At 65.6% G+C, this 19972-nt stretch carries 20 protein-coding genes; 17 read left to right on the top strand and 3 right to left on the bottom strand.

Features of this window, described 5'->3' with window-relative positions; translation table 11 throughout:
* The first annotated feature begins 47 nt into the window (after positions 1–47).
* Positions 48–2345 (top strand): DNA translocase FtsK, encoded by a 2298-nt coding sequence (locus EL388_RS07350; RefSeq protein WP_126461730.1) that lies wholly within the window; start codon positions 48–50, stop codon positions 2343–2345.
* 1 nt (position 2346) lies between these two features.
* Positions 2347–2955 carry an outer membrane lipoprotein periplasmic chaperone LolA gene (gene lolA / locus EL388_RS07355; protein ID WP_126461734.1) on the top strand — a complete coding sequence of 203 codons (609 nt, stop codon included), beginning with the start codon at positions 2347–2349 and terminating at the stop codon, positions 2953–2955.
* Between the two features lie 9 nt (positions 2956–2964).
* On the opposite strand, the gene merA is transcribed toward lolA, so the two are convergent.
* Genes merA through merT form a run of 3 tightly spaced genes read right to left on the bottom strand, consistent with a single transcriptional unit; the run spans position 2965 to position 5283 of the window.
* On the bottom strand, positions 2965–4602 hold the full coding sequence (merA, locus tag EL388_RS07360) for a mercury(II) reductase (RefSeq protein ID WP_126461737.1): 1638 nt from the start codon (positions 4600–4602) through the stop codon (positions 2965–2967).
* On the bottom strand, positions 4599–4901 hold the full coding sequence (gene merP / locus EL388_RS07365) for a mercury resistance system periplasmic binding protein MerP (RefSeq protein WP_126464043.1): 303 nt from the start codon (positions 4899–4901) through the stop codon (positions 4599–4601). Before merP ends, merA begins: the two co-directional genes overlap by 4 nt.
* A gap of 25 nt (positions 4902–4926) precedes the next feature.
* Positions 4927–5283, bottom strand: a complete 357-nt coding sequence (merT, locus tag EL388_RS07370; protein ID WP_126461741.1) for a mercuric ion transporter MerT — start codon at positions 5281–5283, stop codon at positions 4927–4929.
* Positions 5284–5353: 70 nt separating this feature from the next.
* On the opposite strand from merT, the gene merR reads away from it, so the two are divergent.
* From merR to lpxA, 15 genes are all read left to right on the top strand, one after another.
* Positions 5354–5800, top strand: a complete 447-nt coding sequence (gene merR / locus EL388_RS07375) for an Hg(II)-responsive transcriptional regulator (protein WP_126461744.1) — start codon at positions 5354–5356, stop codon at positions 5798–5800.
* Entirely contained in the window at positions 5800–7125 is a 1326-nt protein-coding gene (locus EL388_RS07380) for a replication-associated recombination protein A (RefSeq protein WP_126461747.1), read from the top strand. The genes merR and EL388_RS07380 overlap by 1 nt, the downstream gene beginning before the upstream one ends.
* A gap of 166 nt (positions 7126–7291) precedes the next feature.
* The gene (gene rpsB / locus EL388_RS07385; protein WP_126461749.1) at positions 7292–8032 is read left to right on the top strand and encodes a 30S ribosomal protein S2; all 741 of its coding nucleotides are present in this window, start codon (positions 7292–7294) and stop codon (positions 8030–8032) included.
* 97 nt (positions 8033–8129) lie between these two features.
* On the top strand, positions 8130–9008 hold the full coding sequence (gene tsf / locus EL388_RS07390; RefSeq protein ID WP_126461752.1) for a translation elongation factor Ts: 879 nt from the start codon (positions 8130–8132) through the stop codon (positions 9006–9008).
* 3 nt (positions 9009–9011) lie between these two features.
* Complete coding sequence (gene pyrH / locus EL388_RS07395; protein ID WP_126461755.1) at positions 9012–9728, top strand: UMP kinase; 717 nt, start codon at positions 9012–9014, stop codon at positions 9726–9728.
* Between the two features lie 9 nt (positions 9729–9737).
* A complete protein-coding gene (gene frr / locus EL388_RS07400) occupies positions 9738–10295 on the top strand; it encodes a ribosome recycling factor (RefSeq protein ID WP_126461757.1) in 558 nt (185 codons plus the stop codon).
* Between the two features lie 15 nt (positions 10296–10310).
* Positions 10311–11063 carry a polyprenyl diphosphate synthase gene (uppS, locus tag EL388_RS07405; RefSeq protein WP_126461760.1) on the top strand — a complete coding sequence of 251 codons (753 nt, stop codon included), beginning with the start codon at positions 10311–10313 and terminating at the stop codon, positions 11061–11063.
* Complete coding sequence (locus EL388_RS07410; RefSeq protein ID WP_126461763.1) at positions 11029–11847, top strand: phosphatidate cytidylyltransferase; 819 nt, start codon at positions 11029–11031, stop codon at positions 11845–11847. Before uppS ends, EL388_RS07410 begins: the two co-directional genes overlap by 35 nt.
* 456 nt (positions 11848–12303) lie before the next feature.
* The gene (ispC, locus tag EL388_RS07415) at positions 12304–13476 is read left to right on the top strand and encodes a 1-deoxy-D-xylulose-5-phosphate reductoisomerase (RefSeq protein ID WP_126461766.1); all 1173 of its coding nucleotides are present in this window, start codon (positions 12304–12306) and stop codon (positions 13474–13476) included.
* Complete coding sequence (rseP, locus tag EL388_RS07420; RefSeq protein ID WP_126461768.1) at positions 13473–14825, top strand: RIP metalloprotease RseP; 1353 nt, start codon at positions 13473–13475, stop codon at positions 14823–14825. Before ispC ends, rseP begins: the two co-directional genes overlap by 4 nt.
* The gene (gene bamA / locus EL388_RS07425) at positions 14822–17143 is read left to right on the top strand and encodes an outer membrane protein assembly factor BamA (protein WP_126461771.1); all 2322 of its coding nucleotides are present in this window, start codon (positions 14822–14824) and stop codon (positions 17141–17143) included. The genes rseP and bamA overlap by 4 nt, the downstream gene beginning before the upstream one ends.
* Before the next feature lie 19 nt (positions 17144–17162).
* Complete coding sequence (locus EL388_RS07430) at positions 17163–17654, top strand: OmpH/Skp family outer membrane protein (protein ID WP_126461774.1); 492 nt, start codon at positions 17163–17165, stop codon at positions 17652–17654.
* A gap of 16 nt (positions 17655–17670) precedes the next feature.
* On the top strand, positions 17671–18711 hold the full coding sequence (lpxD, locus tag EL388_RS07435) for a UDP-3-O-(3-hydroxymyristoyl)glucosamine N-acyltransferase (RefSeq protein WP_126461777.1): 1041 nt from the start codon (positions 17671–17673) through the stop codon (positions 18709–18711).
* A 26-nt stretch (positions 18712–18737) separates the two neighbouring features.
* Positions 18738–19175 carry a 3-hydroxyacyl-ACP dehydratase FabZ gene (fabZ, locus tag EL388_RS07440; RefSeq protein WP_126464044.1) on the top strand — a complete coding sequence of 146 codons (438 nt, stop codon included), beginning with the start codon at positions 18738–18740 and terminating at the stop codon, positions 19173–19175.
* 11 nt (positions 19176–19186) lie between these two features.
* The gene (lpxA, locus tag EL388_RS07445) at positions 19187–19957 is read left to right on the top strand and encodes an acyl-ACP--UDP-N-acetylglucosamine O-acyltransferase (RefSeq protein ID WP_126461780.1); all 771 of its coding nucleotides are present in this window, start codon (positions 19187–19189) and stop codon (positions 19955–19957) included.
* The last annotated feature ends 15 nt before the right edge of the window (positions 19958–19972 follow it).

Raw genomic sequence — 19972 nt, forward strand, 5'->3', positions numbered from 1 at the left:
AAACGCCCGTTCCAATGGCCAGTGGCTTTCCTTTATAGTTGCGAGCCATGCTCGCCAAACCCAACAAACGCTTCGCGGTCGCCAAAAAACCGGCCAGAAAGCCGCTGACCCCGAAGGTCGCCCGCGTCCTGCGCGAGGCCTGGTGGCTGGTGGCGGTGGCCGTCGCGCTTTACCTCACCCTGATCCTGGCCAGTTACAGCCTGGAAGACCCCGGCTGGTCGCGGGCCACCGACCACGTCGACCTCGACAACGCCGGCGGTGCCTTCGGCGCCTGGTTCTCCGATCTCCTGCTCTACCTGTTCGGCATCTCCACCTGGTGGTGGGTCGGCCTGGCGCTCTATTTGATCTGGTGGGGCTATCGACGCATCGGCGAGGTCGAGTCCGAGCACCATCACGGCCTCTGGCTGGTCCTGGCCGGCTTCGGCCTGACCTTGCTCTCCAGCAGCGCCATCGAGGCCCTGCGTTTCTACAAACTTGCGGCCGACTTGCCCCTGGCGCCGGGCGGTGCCCTGGGCGGCGGCATCGCCGGCCTGGTTGCCGGCGGCTTCGGCTTCGAAGGCGGCACCTTGCTGCTCTTGGTCACCTGGGGCGTCGGCTTCAGCCTGTTCACCGGCATTTCCTGGATCAACGTCGCCGAAGGTCTGGGCCGCCTGCTGGAGACGGCCTATTTCGGCGCCATTGACTACTGGCAGGCTCGGCGCGACCGCAAGGCCGGCCTGTCCGCCACCATCGAGCGCGAGACCGTGGTCGAACAGGAGCGCAAGAAACTCAAGGCCAAACCGCCGATCCGGATCGAGCCGCCGGCCCTGGAGATTCCCCAGTCCGACCGTTCCGATCAGGAGCGCCAGGCCTTCCTGTTCCGCGACATCCCGGACGCCCAGCTGCCGCCGCTGCACCTCTTGGACGAGCCGGCCAAGGCGGCGGTCACCGTGGATGAGGCCTCGCTCGAGGCCACCTCGCGCCTGATCGAGCGCAAGCTGTCCGAATTCGGGGTCGAGGTGAAGGTGCTGGCCGCTTATCCCGGCCCGGTCATCACCCGCTACGAGATCGAGCCCGCCTCCGGCGTCAAGGGCAGCCAGATCGTCAACCTGGCCAAGGACTTGGCCCGCTCGCTGGCGGTGGTCAGCATCCGCGTGGTCGAGACCATTCCGGGCAAGAACTGCATGGCGCTGGAGCTGCCCAACAATCAGCGCCAGATCGTGCGCCTATCCGAGATCCTGGGCGCCAAGGTCTATCACGACATGCACTCGCCGCTGACCATCGGCCTGGGCAAGGACATCAGCGGCAACCCGGTGGTGGCCGACCTGGCCAAGATGCCGCACGTGCTGGTGGCCGGCACCACCGGCTCGGGCAAGTCGGTGGCGATCAACGCCATGATCCTGTCCCTGGTCTACAAGGCGACGCCGGAGCAGGTGCGGCTGATCCTGGTCGACCCCAAGATGCTGGAGATGTCGGCCTACGAGGGCATTCCCCACCTGCTGGCGCCGGTGGTCACCGACATGAAGCTCGCCTCGGTCGCGCTCAATTGGTGCGTGCACGAGATGGACAAGCGCTACAAGCTGATGTCGGCCCTGGGCGTACGCAACATCGGCAGCTTCAACAACAAGGTGCAGGAGGCGGAGAAGGCCGGCAAGCCGCTGACCAACCCCTTCTCCATCACCCCGGAAGCCCCCGAGCGCCTGACCACCCTGCCCTACATCGTCGTGGTCATCGACGAGCTGGCCGACCTGATGATGGTGACCGGCAAAAAGGTGGAGGAGCTGATCGCGCGCCTGGCGCAAAAGGCCCGCGCCGCCGGCATCCACCTGATACTGGCCACCCAGCGGCCCTCGGTCGACGTCATCACCGGCCTGATCAAGGCCAACATCCCCACCCGCATCGCCTTCCAGGTGAGTAGCCGCATCGACTCGCGCACCATCCTCGACCAGCAGGGCGCCGAAGCGCTGCTCGGCCAGGGCGACATGCTCTACCTGCCGCCCGGCCACGGCGTGCCCAGCCGGGTGCACGGCGCCTATGTCTCGGACGAGGAAGTGCACCGCGTCACCGCCTTCCTGCGCGAGATCGGCCCGCCGCAATACGACGAGTCGGTGCTGGAGGAGCCGGATACCGGCGAGGCCGAAGGCGGCGGCGAAGGCGGCGATGCCGAGGCCGACCCGCTCTACGACGAGGCCGTGGCCCTGGTGCTCAAGACCCGCCGCCCCTCGATCTCCGCCGTGCAGCGTCATCTGCGCATCGGCTACAACCGCGCCGCCCGCCTGATCGAGGCCATGGAAAAGGCCGGCCTGGTCTCGCCCATGCAGAGCAATGGCAACCGCGAAGTCATCGCGCCCAATCGAAGTGAGTGATATGCGAAACCTGTTTCTCGGCCTGGCCCTCGCCCTGCTCGCCCTGCCCGTTCAGGCGGAAAACCGCCTGCAGGCCTTCATCGGCCAGACCCAGGCCCTGAGTGCCCAGTTCAGCCAGGTGGTCTACGACCGCAAGGGCCGCAAGACCCAGGAGGCCGGCGGCCACTTCCAACTGCAACGGCCGGACCGCTTCCGCTGGACCTATCAGACGCCCTACGAACAGCTGATCGTGGGCGACGGCAAGCAGGTCTGGATCTACGACAAGGACCTGGCCCAGGTCAGCGTGCGCCCCTTCGACCGTGCCGTGGGCGAAAGCCCGGCCGCCCTGCTCGCCGGCGACAACGAGATCGAAAAATTCTTCCAGCTCAAAGAGGCCGGCAGCCAGGACGGCCTGGACTGGGTCGAGGCCACGCCCAAGAGTCAGGAAGGCAGCTTCGAGCGGGTGCGCATCGGCTTCAAGGGCGGCGAATTGCAACTGATGGAACTCAAGGACCGCTTCGGCCAGACCACCCTGCTGCGCTTTTCCAAACTTCAGCGCAACCCTGCCCTCGCGGCCGAGCTGTTCCGCTTCACCCCGCCGAGGGGCGTCGACGTCATCGGCAACGACTGAAAACCCGTTTCATCCCGCGCAGCAGGACAAGGCCTTCACATCCCTGGTGAAGGTCTGGGCGCACAGCTTCAGCCCTTCCACCATGGTGAGGTAGGGGAACAACTGCCCGGCGAGCTCCTGCACGGTCATCCGGTTCCGGATGGCCAGGGCCGCGCTCTGGATGATCTCGCCGGCTTCCGGCGCCAGCACCTGCGCGCCCAGCAGCCGTCCGCTGGGTTTGTCCGCCACCAGCTTGATGAAGCCGCGGGTGTCGAAGTTGGCCAGCGCGCGCGGCACGTTGTCCAGCGTAAGCGTGCGGCTGTCGGTTTCCATCCCCAGTTTGTTCGCCTGCGTTTCGGTGAGCCCCACCGTGGCCACTTGCGGATCGGTGAACACCACGGCGGGCACGACGGAAAGATCCAGCGCCGCGTCGCCGCCGGTCATGTTGACTGCCGCGCGGGTTCCGGCCGCCGCCGCCACGTACACGAACTGCGGCAAGTGGGTGCAGTCGCCGGCCGCATAGATGTGCGGCACCGAGGTGCGCAGGTGATCGTCCACGACGATGGCGCCGCTGGCATCCACGGCCACGCCGGCGCGCTCGAGTGCGAGCCCTGAGGTGTTGGGCCTGCGGCCGGTGGCGACGAGCAGCCTGTCGCCGCCGATTGTTCCTGCGCTGGTTTCCAGCTCGAACGATTTGCCGTCGAAGCGCACGGCTTGTACAGCGGTATGCGTCAGCACGCGCATGCCTTCCTCGATCAGGGCCGCTTTGAGTCCCTCACCGATTGCGGCATCTTCCTTCGACAGCAGTGAGCCGCGGGCGATGAGGGTGACCTGGGAGCCCAGGCGCAGGAAGGCCTGCGCCAGTTCCAGCGCCACCACCGAGCCGCCGTAGACGATCAGATGGTCCGGCGTGTCCTCGGCGATCAGCGCCTCGGTGGAGGTCCAGAACGGCGTGCCCGCGAGTCCCGGCACGTCCGGGATCTGCGGCGAGCGGCCAGTGGCGATCAGGATGCGGTCGGGCGTGAGGCGCTTTTCCGTTCCGTCGGCGTGACGCACGACCAGGGTCTTCGCATCCTCGAAGGAAGCGAAGCCGCGCAGCAGGTTGATGCCGGGGTTGGTTTCCAGAATGCCTTCGTATTTGGCATGGCGCAGCTCTTCCACCCGGGCCTGCTGCTGCGAGACCAGCGCCTTGCGATCCAGCACGGGCGCGTGTTTGGCGAGACCCGGAAACGGATGCTGCGCTTGCAGGTGCGCCACATGGGCGGCGCGGATCAGGATTTTGGACGGCACGCAGCCGACGTTGACGCAGGTGCCGCCGACGGTGGCGGCTTCGATCACCGTGACGGCGGCGCCTTCCTCCGCCGCGCGGATGGCCGCGGCGAAGGCGGCCGAGCCGGTGCCGATGATGGCGACGCTGAGTTTGCTTTCGGTCTTGGGCGTGGTGCCGCAGCACGCGCCGCCGCCGGCTGCCGCGCCGTAGCCCTTGGCGCGCACGGCCTCGAGCAGTGCCGTGACCGGCGTGCCGGCCTTTGCCGCCACGCGGGCCGTGGCCTCGGGGTAGGAGACCTCGGCGCCGCGCACACCGGGCACCGACAGCAACGCCTCTTTCACGGACGCGGCGCAGTGCTCGCAGGTCATGCCCGTGATGTGGAGGATCAGCTCGCTCATTTGGTTTTTCCTTCTGCGCCAGGTGCCTTGAGGCTGGATTCATAGCCGGCCTCGAAGGTGGCCTCCTCCAGCGCCTTGACGCTGGTCTTGGTGTCGTCGAAGGTCACCACCGCCTCCTTTTTCTCGAACGACACATGGACCTTGGACACGCCCGGCACTTTATCCAGCGCCTTCTTCACGGTGATGGGGCAGACCGCGCAGTACATGCCGGGCACCGACAGGGTGACGGTGCGCACGGCGGCGAAGGCGGAACTCACGCAGGCGAAAACGAGTAGCGCGGCGAGAATGGACTTTTTCATCATGGCAAGACTCCTAGGCAGCCGGTCAGTAGAACAATGGGGCGAGGTAGGGAAAAACCACGGCGAGCGCGATGAGCGCGGCCACGATCCAGAACAGCACCTTGTAGACGCGGTTGGTCTGCGGCAGGGCGCAAAGCGAGCCGGGCGTGCAGGCGGCCGCCGTCGGGGCGCGGTAGATTTTTTTCCAGGCGAAGAACAGGGCGATGAGCGCCGCGCCCAGGAACCCGGGGCGGAACGGTTCCAGCACGGCGAGATTACCTACCCAGGCGCCGCCGACGCCGAGCATGACCAACACCAGGGGGCCGACACAACACAGGGAGGCGGCGACGGCGGCAATGACGCCGCCGATCAGGGCGCCACGCCCGGCTTTTTCTTGCGACAAGTTTTCTCCTTTCGAATCCTGAAGGAACGGCGTAACCTTACTTCCGTAGCAAGGTACGGAAGCAAGCGGTATGGAGGCCAATCGGGACAATCTGAGCATCGGCGTCTTCGCCAAGGCGGCGGGGGTGAATGTGGAGACCATCCGGTTCTATCAGCGCCGGGGACTGTTGCCGCAGCCGGACAGGCCCTATGGCCGCATCCGCCGCTACAGCCTGGCCGATGTCGGCCGGGTCCGCTTCGTGAAGTCGGCCCAGCGGCTGGGCTTCAGCCTGGACGAAATCGCCGATCTCTTGCGCCTGGAAGATGGCAGCCAGTGCGACGAGGCCAGGCGGCTGGCCGAACGCAAGCTCGTGGCGGTGCGCGCAAGACTGAACGATTTGCGGCGGATGGAGGCGGCGCTGGCGCAACTCATCCATGATTGCCGGGCCCAGGCGGGCAATGTCTCATGCCCACTGATCGCCTCGCTCCAAGGCGGCAACCCCGACGCCGCCGGCTCCGGCGGCATGGTTTCCGCCTGATGCAGGACCTGTTCGCCAACGCCCCCGTCCCCCCGCCGGCCACTGCCCCCCTGGCCGAGCGCCTGCGCCCGCACAACCTGGACGAGGTGATCGGCCAGGCGCATCTATTGGGGCCGGGCAAGCCGCTGCGGCTCGCGTTCGAGGCCGGGCGCCTGCACTCCATGATCCTCTGGGGCCCGCCCGGCGTGGGCAAGACCACCCTGGCGCGGCTGACCGCCCAGCACTTCAACGCCGATTTCATCCAGATCTCGGCCGTGCTGGCCGGGGTGAAGGAGATCCGCGAGGCGGTGGAGCGGGCCCGGGTCAACCAGACGATGGGCCGGCAGACCATCCTCTTCGTCGACGAGGTGCACCGCTTCAACAAGGCCCAGCAGGACGCCTTCCTGCCCCATGTCGAGTCGGGGTTGATCACCTTCATCGGCGCCACCACGGAGAACCCCTCGTTCGAGGTGGTCGGCGCCCTGCTCTCCCGGGCCCAGGTCTATGTCCTGACCGCGCTGTCCGAGGCCGAACTGGGCCAGCTCCTGCGGCGCGCCCTGGAGCGCGGCGGGCTCCAGCTGAAACTGGCTGCCGAAGCGGAAAAGCTGCTGATCGGCTTTGCCGACGGCGACGGCCGGCGCCTCATCAACCTGGTCGAGCAGCTGGCGACCGCGGCGAACACCGCCGGCCGGGTCGAGGTCGACGCCGAATTCGCCGCCAGCGCCCTCTCCCCCGCCCTGCGCCGCTTCGACAAAGGCGGCGAGGCCTTCTACGACCAGATCTCGGCCCTGCACAAGTCGGTGCGCGGCTCCAATCCGGACGCCGCGCTCTACTGGTTCTGCCGCATGCTCGACGGTGGCGCCGACCCGCGCTATCTGGCCCGGCGCATCGTGCGCATGGCCTGGGAGGACATCGGCCTGGCCGACCCGCGCGGCGCCGAGATCGCGCTGAACGCGGCCGAGACCTACGAGCGCCTGGGCTCGCCCGAGGGCGAGCTGGCCCTGGCCCAGGCCGTGCTCTATCTGGCCTGCGCCCCGAAGTCGAACGCCGGCTACCTGGCCTACAACGCGGCGCGCGCCTTCGTGCGCGAGGACGGCTCGCGCGAGGTGCCCATCCACCTGCGCAACGCCCCAACCCGGCTGATGAAGGAACTGGGCTACGGCCGGGCCTACCGCTACGCCCACGACGAGCCGGAGGCCTATGCCGCCGGCGAGACCTACTTCCCGGACGATCTGCCGGAAGTCGGCTTCTACCAGCCCACGCCGCGCGGGCTGGAGGCCAAGATCGGCGAGAAGCTGGCGCACCTGAAGGAACTGGATCGACAGGCGCGCAAGAAATCGCGCTAAGTGGCGGTTTTGAAGCCATTTTCGGCTTGCCCGTGCCGGTTGGCGCTGATAGAATCGCGGGCTTCCCGGATTGGCCGGGTAATCCACACATCCGCCCCGTTAAGGTGTCTCGCTCATGCGGGATGTTTGGCGGATGGAGGCTAAACCTTAACTTAGGAGTTCCTTCATGTCCGTGACCATGCGTCAAATGCTGGAGGCCGGCGTCCATTTCGGCCACCAGACCCGCTACTGGAATCCCAAGATGGCCCCGTTCATCTTCGGCCATCGCAACAAGATCCACATCATCAACCTGGAAAAGACCCTGCCGCTGTTCGAAGAGGCGGCGAAATTCGCGCGCCAGCTGGCGCAGCGCAAGGGCAGCATCATGTTCGTCGGCACCAAGCGTCAGGCCCGCGACATCATGGCCGAGGAAGCCGCCCGCTGCGGCATGCCCTTCGTCTCCCACCGCTGGCTGGGCGGCATGCTCACCAACTTCAAGACGGTCAAGCAGTCGGTCAAGCGCATGAAGGACCTGGAGGCCCTGCTGGCCGAGAACACCCTGTCCAAAAAGGAAGTGCTCAAGGTCCAGCGCGAGTATGACAAGCTGCTGCAGAGCCTGGGCGGCATCAAGGAGATGGGCGGCCTGCCCGATGCCCTGTTCGTGGTCGACGTCGGCTACCAGAAGATCGCCATCACCGAGGCCAACAAGCTGGGCATCCCCGTGATCGGTGTGGTCGATTCCAACAACTCGCCCGAGGGCGTGGACTACGTCATCCCCGGCAACGACGACTCCAGCCGTGCCATCCGCCTCTATGCCCGCGCCATCGCCGATGCCGTGCTGGAAGGCCGCGCGCAGGTGATCGAGGAGATCGTCGCTGCCAGCCAGGACGAATACGTCGAGGTGGAAGACAATCCCGCGGCTGAATAAGGCGCGATCGAGGGGCGCAAGCCCCTTTTTAATTTGAATCACATCCACGCCCCGAAATCGGGGCGTGTTGCAATCCAAGCTATTCAGGAGAATGAAAATGGCGGAAATCACCGCATCCATGGTCAAGGAACTGCGTGAGCGCACCGACGCGCCCATGATGGACTGCAAGAAGGCCCTGAACGAAGCCGGCGGCGACATGGCCAAGGCCGAAGAGATCATCCGCGTCAAGTTCGGCAGCAAGGCCGCCAAGAGTGCCGGCCGCGTCGCTGCCGAAGGCGTGGTCGGTATCTGGATCGCCCCCGATGCCAAGCTGGGCGCGATCATCGAAGTCAACTGCGAGACCGATTTCGTCGCCAAGAACGACGACTTCCTGGCCTTCGCCAAGAACCTGGCCGAACTGGTGGCCAAGCACAACCCGGCCGATGTGGCCGCCCTGTCCGGCATGAAGCTGGGCGACGCCACGGTGGAAGAAACCCGCACCATGCTGGTCGGCAAGATCGGCGAGAACATGTCGATCCGCCGTTTCGTGCGCGTCGAGGCCAAGGGCGCCTTGGCCAGCTACATCCACGGCGGTTCCAAGATCGGCGTGCTGGTCGACCTGGTCGGCGGCGACGAGGCCCTGGCGAAAGACATCGCCATGCACATCGCCGCGGCCAAGCCCAAGGCGCTGGACGCCTCCGGCGTGCCGGCCGAACTGATCGAGACCGAGCGCCGCATCGCCGCCGAGAAGGCCGCCGAATCCGGCAAGCCGGCCAACATCGTCGAGAAGATGGTGGAAGGCTCGGTCGCCAAGTTCCTGAAGGAAGTGACCCTGCTGGGCCAGCCCTTCGTCAAGGACGACAAGCAGACCATCGAACAGTTGCTCAAAGGCAAGGGCGCCAGCATCGGCAGCTTCACCCTGTACCTGGTCGGCGAAGGGATCGAGAAGAAGGTCAGCGACTTCGCGGCCGAGGTGGCTGCGGCGGCCAAGGTCTGAGCCGTGACCAGCATCACCTGCCGTCGCATCCTGCTCAAGCTGTCGGGCGAAGCCCTGATGGGGCCGGACGCCTTCGGTTATCACGGTGAGACCCTGGCCGGCATCGTCAAGCAGATCGATGAGGTGGCCGCTCTGGGGGTTGAGATCGGCATCGTGGTCGGCGGCGGCAACCTGTTCCGCGGCGCCACCGGCGCCCTGTCCGGCATGGACCGGGCAACCGCCGACAGCATGGGCATGCTGGCCACGGTGATGAACGCGCTGGCCTTGAAGGATGCCCTGATGGCCGCCGGCGTGCCGGCCCAGGTGATGACCGCGGTGACCATCGCCCACGTCGGCGAGCCGTTCGAGCGCGATGCCGCCGTGCGCCACCTGGAGGCCGGGCGCGTGGTCATCTTCGGCGGCGGCACCGGCAACCCGTTCTTCACCACCGACACCGCGGCCGCCCTGCGCGCGGCCGAGATCGGTGCCGACCTGATGCTGAAGGCAACCAAGGTCGACGGCGTCTACAGCGCCGACCCGAAGAAGGACCCCAGCGCCACCCGCTACGATGAGCTCACCTTCGACGAGGCGATCGCCCGAAACCTGGGCGTGCTCGATACCGCCGCCTTTGCCTTGTGTCGGGAACAGAAGATGCCTTTGCAGGTCTTTTCCATCTTCAAGGCCGGGGCGTTGAAACGCATCGTTCATGGCGAGGCCGAAGGCACCCGCGTCGTCCCCTAGGAGACAAGCATGATCAACGACATCAAGAAATCCGCCGAAGACAAGATGAAGAAGTCGGTCGAGGCGTTGAAGGCCGATTTCGCCAAGGTGCGCACCGGCCGCGCCCATACCGGCATCCTCGATCACGTCAAGGTCGACTATTACGGCAATCCGACGCCGATCAACCAGGTCGCCAACGTCTCCCTGCTCGACGCCCACACCCTGGGCGTGCAACCCTGGGAGAAGCCGATGATGGCCAAGGTCGAGAAGGCCATCCGCGAGGCCGACCTCGGCCTCAACCCCGCCGCCATGGGCGACATCATCCGCGTGCCCATGCCGCCCCTGACCGAAGAGCGGCGGCGCGAGCTGGTCAAGCTGGTGCGTGGCGAGTCGGAGAATGGCAAGGTCGCCGTGCGCAACATCCGCCGCGATGCCATCGCCCACGTCAAGGATCTGCTGAAAAACAAGGAAATCGGCGAGGATGACAACCGCCGCGCCGAAGACGACATCCAGAAGCTGACCGACAAGTACATCGCCGAGATCGACAAGATCCTGGCCGAGAAAGAAAAAGAGCTGCTCGCGGTCTGAGCGAACGAGCGCCGCATGTTGCGCAAATTCTTCAGTTCCACGGCCGAGGTGCCGGAGACCTCGGCCATTCCCCGCCATATCGCCATCATCATGGACGGCAACGGCCGCTGGGCGAAGAAGCGCATGCTGCCTCGGGTCGCCGGCCATCAGCAGGGTGTCGAGCGGGTGCGGGACGTGATCCGAACCTGCATGGAGCAAGGCGTCCAATATCTCACCCTGTTCGCCTTCAGTTCCGAGAACTGGCGTCGACCCAAGGAAGAGGTGTCCAAGCTGATGGAGCTCTTCGTCATGGCCTTGGAGCGCGAGGTCGACAAGCTGCACAGCAATGACATCCGCCTCAAGGTGGTCGGCGATCTCTCCCAATTCAGCGATCAGTTGCAGCAACTCATCCGCGAGGGTGAGGAAAAGACCGCGGACAACGAGAAACTGGTGCTGACCATCGCCGCCAACTATGGCGGCCGCTGGGATATCCTCAATGCGATGAACCACTGGCTTGCCGACCACCCGGGCGCCAAGGAGATCGACGAGGCCGCGCTGACGCCCTACCTGTCCATGGCCTACGCGCCGGAGCCCGACCTCTTCATCCGCACCGGCGGCGAGCAGCGCATCAGCAATTACCTGATCTGGCAGCTGGCCTACACCGAGCTCTATTTCACCGACATCCTCTGGCCCGACTTCGGGGCCAAGCCCTTGGAACAGGCCATCGCCTGGTACCAGAAACGCGAGCGCCGCTTTGGCCGCACCAGCGAACAGCTCCTCCAGCACTAGCCGCCGGGTCGTCACCGGTCTGGGCCTGGTCGCCGCCCTGCTCCTGGCGGTGTTCGCCGCCCCGGCCCCGCTCTGGCTCGGCCTGGTCGTCCTCTTCCTCGCCGCCGCCGCCTGGGAATGGACCCGCTTGCTGAGTTTCGGCCCGGTCTTCAGCCACCTCTTCGTTGGCTTCACCGCCATCCTGGCCACCGCCCTGGCCATGAGCGGCATCCAGCATCTGGCTCCGGCCTATTTCGCTTCGCTGGCACTCTGGCTGGCGATCGTCCCGCTCTGGCTCGCCCGCGCCTGGCCGCTACCTGGCCGCACGCTGGGCTGGCTGCTCGGCTGGCTCCTGCTGCTGCCGGCCGGCCTGGCCCTGCTCTATCTGCGCGAACAGGGGGCCACCCTGCTGCTCGGAGCCATCGCCCTTTCCGCGCTCGCCGACAGCGCCGCCTATTTCGCCGGTCGCGCCTTTGGCCGGCGCAAGCTGGCGCCCCGCATCAGCCCGGGCAAGACCTGGGAGGGTGCCTTCGGCGCAGCCATCGCCGTCGGCCTGTCCGCCCTGGCCGTCGGCCTCTATTTCGCCTGCGACAGCCAGTGCCTGATGCAACTCGTCGCCGCCAGCGGCCTGCTATTTGTGCTCAGCATCGAGGGCGATCTGTTCGAATCCTGGTGCAAGCGGCAGGCCGGCGTGAAGGACAGCGGCACCCTCCTGCCCGGCCATGGCGGCGTGCTCGACCGGGTCGACAGCCATCTGGCCGTGCTGCCGATCGCCGCCTTGCTCTGGCTCTGGCTGCACGGATAAGCAAACGATGACCATGCACAAGCTAAGAGCCTGTCTCATAAAATCCTGTGGGCGCGACGGCGGCGATTTTGACGCAGGCCGCGAAGCGCAACGCGCGATTTGCTCATTCCAAACAAGCGGTGCGCGACAAAGGCCTGTGGCAAAATCGCCCCGTCCCGAAGGGTTGCCGCTAGAAACGGCGTCTGCCGCGTTGCGGCGCTTGGCAATGGAACGACCATTGCCCACGCACCGCGCCTTGCATCCATCCGTTTCTAGCAGGCCGTTGAAAAACTACTGCGGTGGGCCATCTGCGGCGTTGCGCGGTGCTCGCTCCCTCGCCTATCTGTTTGATATGTGGCCACGCCGAAACTCACTTCGTTCGTTTTCTCGGTCGCTGCGCCCCAATCGCCTTGCATCTGGCCATCCTCGCTACGTTTTTCAACGGCCTGCTAGCGGCAACGCGCTCCATAGGATTTTATGAGACAGGCTCTAATCATCCTCGGTGCCACCGGCACCATCGGCGTCAACACCCTGGACGTGGTGGCGCGCCATCCCGAGCGCTTCCGCGTCGTCGCCCTGACCGGCTTCAACCAGATCGACAAACTGGCCGAGCAATGCCGCCGGTTCCAGCCGCGCTATGCCGTGGTACCGGATGCCCAGCGGGCACAAGCCCTGCAACAACTGTTGAGCGGCGGCCAGACCGAGGTGCTCCATGGCGAAGCCGCACTGGAACAGGTGGTCGCCCTGCCCGAGGTCGACAGCGTCATGGCGGCCATCGTCGGCGCCGCCGGCCTGAGACCCGCCTTGGCCGCAGCCCGCGCCGGCAAGCGCATCCTGCTGGCGAACAAGGAGACCCTGGTCATGGCCGGCCGCTTCTTCATGCAGGCCGTGCGCGAAGGCGGCGCCATCCTGCTGCCGATCGACAGCGAGCACAATGCGGTGTTCCAGTCCCTGCCGGCCAATTACGACGGCGACTTGGCCAGACATGGCGTGCGCCGAATCCTGCTCACCGCCTCGGGCGGCCCCTTCCGCACCCGCCCGGTCGAGACCCTCGCCGCTGTCACTCCGGAAGAGGCCGTCGCCCACCCGAACTGGGTGATGGGCAAGAAGATCTCGGTCGACTCGGCCACCATGATGAACAAGGGCCTGGAAGTGATCGAGGCGCACTGGCTGTTCAACGCCAGGCCGGAGCAGATCGAAGTGGTGATTCATCCGCAGAGCATTGTCCACTCCATGGTCGAGTACCTCGACGGCTCGGTGCTGGCCCAGCTGTCGCACCCCGACATGCGCACGCCGATCGCCCATGCCCTGGCCTATCCCGAGCGGATCGAGGCCGGCGTCCCCTGGCTGGATCTCGCCAAGACCGGCAGCCTGACCTTCGAGAGCCCCGACACCCGCCGCTTTCCCTGTCTGAAACTGGCCTTCGACGCCCTGCAGGCGGACACCACGGCGCCGACCGTGCTCAACGCCGCCAACGAGGAGGCCGTGGCCGCCTTCCTCGACCGGCGCATTCCCTACCTTGCCATTCCCGCGACCCTGGATCACGCCCTACAGCGATTGGCCGGCGCCCGCGCCGATTCGCTCGACGATCTGGTCGCCATCGACCAGGAAGCACGCGCCATCGCCCGGGATTTCATTGCCAAGCAATGACCACCCTGCTCGCCTTCCTCGTCACCCTGGCCATCCTGATCGTGGTGCACGAGTTCGGCCACTATTCGGTGGCCCGCCTGATGGGCGTGAAGGTCTTGCGCTTCTCGGTCGGCTTCGGCCAGGTCATCGCCCGCCGCCAGGACCGCCACGGCACCGAATGGGCCTTGTCCGCCATCCCCATGGGCGGCTACGTCAAAATGCTGGACGAACGCGAGGGCGAGGTCGCCGAGCAGGATCTGCCCTATGCCTTCAACCGGCAGAATGTCTGGAAGCGCAGCGCCATCGTCTTCGCCGGCCCCGCCGCCAATCTGTTGCTGGCCATCCTGATCTACTGGGGGCTTTTCTTCAGCGGGGTGCCGGCCCTGAAGCCGATCCTGGGCGAACCGCCGGCCGGCACGCCCGCCTATATCGCCGGCATTCGCAGCGGCGAGACCGTGCTCAGTGTCAACGACGAGAAGGTCGAGAGCTGGCAGGACCTGCACTGGTCGCTCTTGCGCCATGGCCTGGGTGCCGAGCGCCTGAGCCTGGAAACGCGCGACAACGCCGATCATCTGCATTTCCGCCAGCTCGACTTGAGCGGCTTGGCGCCGGACGTGAAAGAGACCGACCCGGCCCGCGCCGCCGGTTTGACCCGCTATATACCGGCCATCGCGCCCGTGCTCGGCGAGGTCGTCGCCGGTGGCCAGGCCGCGCTGGCCGGACTGCGGGTGGGCGACCGCATCCTCAGCGTGGATGGCGTCGCCGTCGCGAACTGGCATGAACTCGTGCAAAAGGTGCGCAGCGCACCCGGCCAGGCGCTGACCTTCGAACTGGCCCGGCAGGGACAGGTCCTGCGCGTGAACGTCACCCCCACTGCGGCCGATGAGGCAGGCCAGCGTGTCGGCAAGATCGGCGCCGCGCCGCAGATTCCACCGGGCACCTTCGAGGCCTTGCAGACCCAGGTGCGATATTCGGCCGGCGACGCCGTGGTACGTGCCCTGGCCAAGACCTGGGAACTGTCGAGCTTCAGCCTGGAGATGCTCGGCCGCATGGTGATCGGCCAGGCCTCGCTCGACAACATCGCGGGCCCGATCACCATCGCCGATTACGCGGGGCAATCCGCCCGCAGCGGCATAGCCAGCTTCATCGCCTTTCTCGCCTTGATCAGCATCAGCCTGGCGGTGCTCAATCTGCTGCCCATTCCACTACTGGACGGTGGGCATTTACTGTATTATCTGGTCGAAGTTGTGACCGGCCGGCCGGTTCCCGAGCGGGTGCAGGAGATCGGGCAAAGAATCGGCATGGCCCTGTTGGGCGTATTGATGTTTTTCGCCTTGTTCAACGACCTCCAGCGTTTGCTGACACAATGAAGAAAAAACACCTCTCTGGCATCGCCGCGCTCACTGCAGCGCTCATCGCCGCGCAAGCTCAGGCCTTCGAGCCGTTCCAGGTCAAAGACATCCGCGTCGAAGGCATTCAGCGCACCGAGGCCGGCACCGTCTTCAGCTACCTGCCGGTCAAGGTCGGCGAAACCCTGACCGACGAGAAGGCCGCCGCCGCGATCAAGGCCCTTTACGCCACCGGCTTCTTCAAGGACGTGCGCCTGGAAGTGCTGGAGGGCGTGCTGATCGTCCAGGTCGAGGAGCGCCCCGCCGTCGCCCAGATCGATTTCGTCGGCATGAAGGAATTCTCCAAGGACGAGCTCAAGGCCGGCCTCAAGCAACTGGGCCTGGCCGAAGGCCGCATCCTGGACAAGTCGCTCTTGGACAAGGCCGAGCAGGAACTCAAGCGCCAGTACTACAACCGTGGCATGTACGCGGTCGAGGTCGTCGCCCGCACCTCGCCGCTCGAGCGCAACCGGGTTGCCGTCAGCTTCGAGGTCAGCGAAGGCGAGATCGCCAAGATTCGCGCCATCAACATCGTCGGCGCCAAGGCCTTCAAGGAAAAGGATCTGCTCGACCTGTTCGCCCTGCGCACCCCGGGCTGGCTGACCTGGTGGACCAAGAACGACCAGTATTCCAAGCAGAAGCTGACCGCCGACCTGGAGGTCCTGCGCTCGCACTACATGAACCAGGGCTATCTCGAATTCAGCATCGACTCACCCCAGGTCTCGATCACGCCCGACAAGCAGGACATCTACATCACCGTCAACATCACCGAGGGCGAGAAATACACGGTGTCCGGCTTCAAAGTGGCCGGTGAATTGCCCGTGCCGGAGAAGGACCTGACCGCGTTGGTCTCGCTCAAGGCCGGCGATGTCTTCTCCCGCGAAAAGCTGAACGAATCGGTGAAGAAGATGGCCGATCGCCTGGGCAACGACGGCTATGCCTTCGCCAACATCAACGCCGCCCCCGAGCTCGACAAGGAAAAGCGCCAGGTCGCCTTCACCTTCCTGGTCGACCCGGGCCGCAAGGTCTACGTCCGCCGCATCAACATCGCCGGCAACACCAAGACCCAGGACCAGGTGATCCGGCGCGAGATGCGCCAGATGGAAGGCAGCCACTATGCCGCCGACAAGATCAACCGCTCGCGCGAGCGGGTGGAGCGCCTGAGCTACTTCAAGGAAACCAACATCGAGACGCCGCCAGTCCCCGGCACGACCGACCAGGTTGACGTCAACGTCTCGGTGGAAGAAAAGGCCACCGGCAGCGTCATGCTCGGTGCCGGCTTCTCCAGCGGCGAGGGCCTGATCCTGTCCGGCTCGGTTTCGCAGAACAACCTATTCGGCACCGGCAACCGGCTGTCGCTGCAAATGAACAGCGGCAGCGTCAACACCGTCTATGCCCTGTCCTTCACCAACCCCTATTTCACCCAGGACGGCGTCAGCCTGGGCTACGATATCTACCGCCGCGACACCGATACCAGCAACCTGGACGCGGTCAGCACCTACAGCACCTCCACCCTCGGCGCCGGCGTCCGTCTCGGCGTGCCGCTCAACGAGCTGGACACCATCCATCTCGGTGCCGCGGTCGAACAATATAGCCTCGATTTGAACTCGACGAGCCCATCCAACTATGTCCAATTCGCCACGGACTTCGGCGGCACGGCGAGCGGCGTCACCACCAACAGCCTGCGCCTGGATGCCGGCTGGGCCCGGGACACCCGGGACAGTCTGACTTGGCCGACCAAGGGCTATTACCAGCGGGCCTATGCCGAAGCGGGCACGCCGGTGGGTGACCTCAAGTACTACAAGCTGAGTTACCAGTACCAGCAATTCTTCCCGCTCAGCCAAACCTTCACCCTGATGCTCAACGGCGAGATCGGCTACGGCGGCGGCTACGGCGGCAAACCCATGCCCTTCTTCCGTAACTTCTTCGCCGGCGGCAACACCTCGGTGCGCGGCTTCGACTCCGGCACCCTGGGCCCGAAGGACTATCTGGGCAATGCCATCGGCGGCGACAAGCGCCTGGTCGGCAATGCCGAACTGTTCTTTCCCCTGCCCGGCTCGGGCAAGGATCGTTCCCTGCGCATGAGTGCCTTCATGGACATCGGCGCCGCCTTCGGCCCCTATGATACCCAGGGCCGCTACAGCGAGATTTCCTTCAGCGACTTGCGCTATTCGGCCGGCATCGGCGTCACCTGGCAGTCGCCATTCGGGCCGCTCAAGTTCTCTTTGGCCAAGCCGATCAACGCCAAGGAAGACGACAAGACCCAGGTCTTCCAGTTCCAGATGGGCTCGGTATTCTGATTCGCAGGAGATGTAGTACATGAAGATCATCGCCGCCGCACTGCTTATGGGCCTGGCCCTGGCGCAGCCCGCGTTCGCCGCCGACCTCAAGATCGGCTTCGTCAACACCGAGCGGGTGTTCCGCGACTCGGCCCTCTCGGCCAAGGCACAAAAAAAGCTGGAGAAGGAGTTCTCCGCTCGCGATCAGGAACTGCAGAAACAGATCAAGCAGGCACGCGATCTGCAAGCCACCCTGGAAAAAGAGGCCCTCACCCTGTCCGAAACCGAGCGGGCCAAAAAAGAACGCGAACTGGCCAACCTCAACCGAGACATCCAGCGCGCCCAGCGCGAGTTCCGTGAAGACTTGAACCAGCGCAAGAACGAGGAATTCGCCGGCATCCACGAAAAGGCCCGCCGGATCATCCTGGACATCGCCAAGAAAGAGGATTTCGACCTCATCATCGAAAACGCCGTCTACGCCAGCAACCGCGTCGACATCACCGACAAGGTCCTGAAGGCGCTCGAGCGCTGAACACCAGGCTGCACTGATGTCGTCTGGCTACACCCTGGCCGAACTGAAGGCCTTTTTGGGCGGCGAGGTGCTGGGTGACGCGGGCCTTCGCTATCGCGGTGTCGCCTCGCTCGAACATGCCGGCAGCGACCAGATCAGTTTCCTCGTCAACGACAAGCATCTCGCCGCCGCCCAGGCCAGCCGGGCCGGTGCCCTGCTGGTACCGCCGTCCCTGGCCGAGCGGGTCGATCAGCCCCGCCTGATCGTGGCCAATCCCCATGTCAGTTTCGCCCGGGCCGTCGCCTTGTTCCACCCCGAGCCTTCGGCCAGCCCCGGCATCCATCCCAGTGCCAACATCGCCGACGATGCCAGCGTCGCCGCTGACGCCCGAATCGGAGCCAACGTCGTCATCGAACCGGGTGCCAGTATCGGTCCGCAGACCCGGATCGACGCCGGTTGTGTCATCGGTCGCGGCGTCAAGATCGGCGCCGGCTGCCGGCTGCACGCCAACGTCACCATCTACGCCGGCTGCCGCATTGGCGACCGGGTCATCCTGCATTCCGGCGCCGTCATTGGTGCCGACGGCTTCGGCCTGGCCTGGGAAGACGACCACTGGCTGAAGGTGCCCCAGGTCGGCGCCGTCGTCCTGGAAGACGATGTCGAGATCGGCGCCAACACCACCGTCGACCGCGGCGCGCTGGATGACACGGTGATCGAGCGTGGTGCCAAGCTGGACAACCTGATCCAGATCGCCCACAACGTGCGCATCGGCGCCCACACGGCGATCGCCGCCTGCGTCGGCATCGCCGGCAGCACCCGAATCGGCGCTTACTGCCAGATCGGCGGCGCCGCCATGATCATCGGTCACCTGGATATCGCCGACCGGGTCACCGTCTCGGCCGGTACCTTCGTCGGCAAGTCGATCCGGGAAGCCGGCACCTATACCTCGGTCCAGCCCTTCATGGCGCATGGCGACTGGAAGCGCAACGCCGCTCACCTGCGACATCTGGACCAGATGCACGAGCGCATCCGCGCGCTCGAAAAAACCATCTCTGAATTGGAAAGGAAATCCTCGTGAGCACCGAAGCAAGTTCCGGCCCCGCCATGGACATCAAGGGCATCATGCGCCACCTGCCGCACCGCTATCCCTTCCTCCTGGTGGACCGCGTGCTGGAGATCCACAAGGGCGAGCGCATCGTCGCGCTGAAGAACGTCACCATGAACGAGCCCTTCTTCCCCGGCCATTTCCCGCACCACCCGGTGATGCCGGGCGTGCTGATCATCGAGGCCCTAGCCCAGGCCGCCGGCATCCTGGCCTTCCAGAGCGCCGACATGCCGGTGACCGAGAACACCGTGGTCTATTTCGTTGGCATCGACAACGCCCGGTTCAAGAAGCCGGTTACCCCAGGCGACCAGTTGCGCATGGAGGTGGCCATCACCAAGAACATGCGCGGCATCTGGAAATTCACCGCCCAAGCCCTGGTCGACGGCCAGCTCGCCTGCGAGGCCGAGTTGATGTGCACCTTGCGCACCGTGGAGTGAGCGGCCCGCCGATGATCCACCCCACCGCGATAGTCCACCCCAATGCCAGGATCGGCAGCAATGTCGAGATCGGTGCCTACAGCCTCATCGGCGAGCACGTCGAAATCGGCGACGATTGCCGCATCGGCCCCCATGCCGTGATCACCGGCCACACCCGCATCGGCCGCGGCAACCGCATCTTCCAGTTCGTCTCCCTGGGCGAAGAGCCGCAGGACAAGAAATACGCCGGCGAAGCGACCCGGCTGGAGATCGGCGACCACAACACCATCCGCGAGTTCTGCACCTTCAACACCGGCACCGTGCAGGACAAGGGGGTCACCCGCATCGGCAGCCACAACTGGATCATGGCCTATGTCCATATCGCCCACGATTGCACGGTCGGCGACCACACCATCTTCGCCAACAACGCCTCGCTCGCCGGCCACGTCGACATCGCCGACCATGTCATCCTCGGCGGTTTCACCGGCGTGCACCAGTTCTGCCGAGTTGGCGCCCATGTCATCACCGGCATCGCTTCGGTGGTGCGTCAGGACGTACCGCCCTTCGTCACCGCCTCCGGCAATCCGGCCGCGCCCTACGGCATCAATGCCGAGGGCCTGAAACGCCGCGGCTACAGCAGCGAGGCGATCGCGGCGATCAAGCGGGCCTACAAGACCCTATACAAATCGGGTCTGGGCCTGAATGAGGCCAATGCGGCGATCCAGGCCGAGGCCGCCACCCAGCCGGAACTCGCCCCGCTAACGGAATTCCTGGCCATCCCTGGCCGCGGCATCATTCGTTGATCGGGAGCGCCCGCA

The sequence above is a fragment of the Sulfuritortus calidifontis genome (assembly GCF_003967275.1).
GTDB lineage: Bacteria > Pseudomonadota > Gammaproteobacteria > Burkholderiales > Thiobacillaceae > Sulfuritortus > Sulfuritortus calidifontis.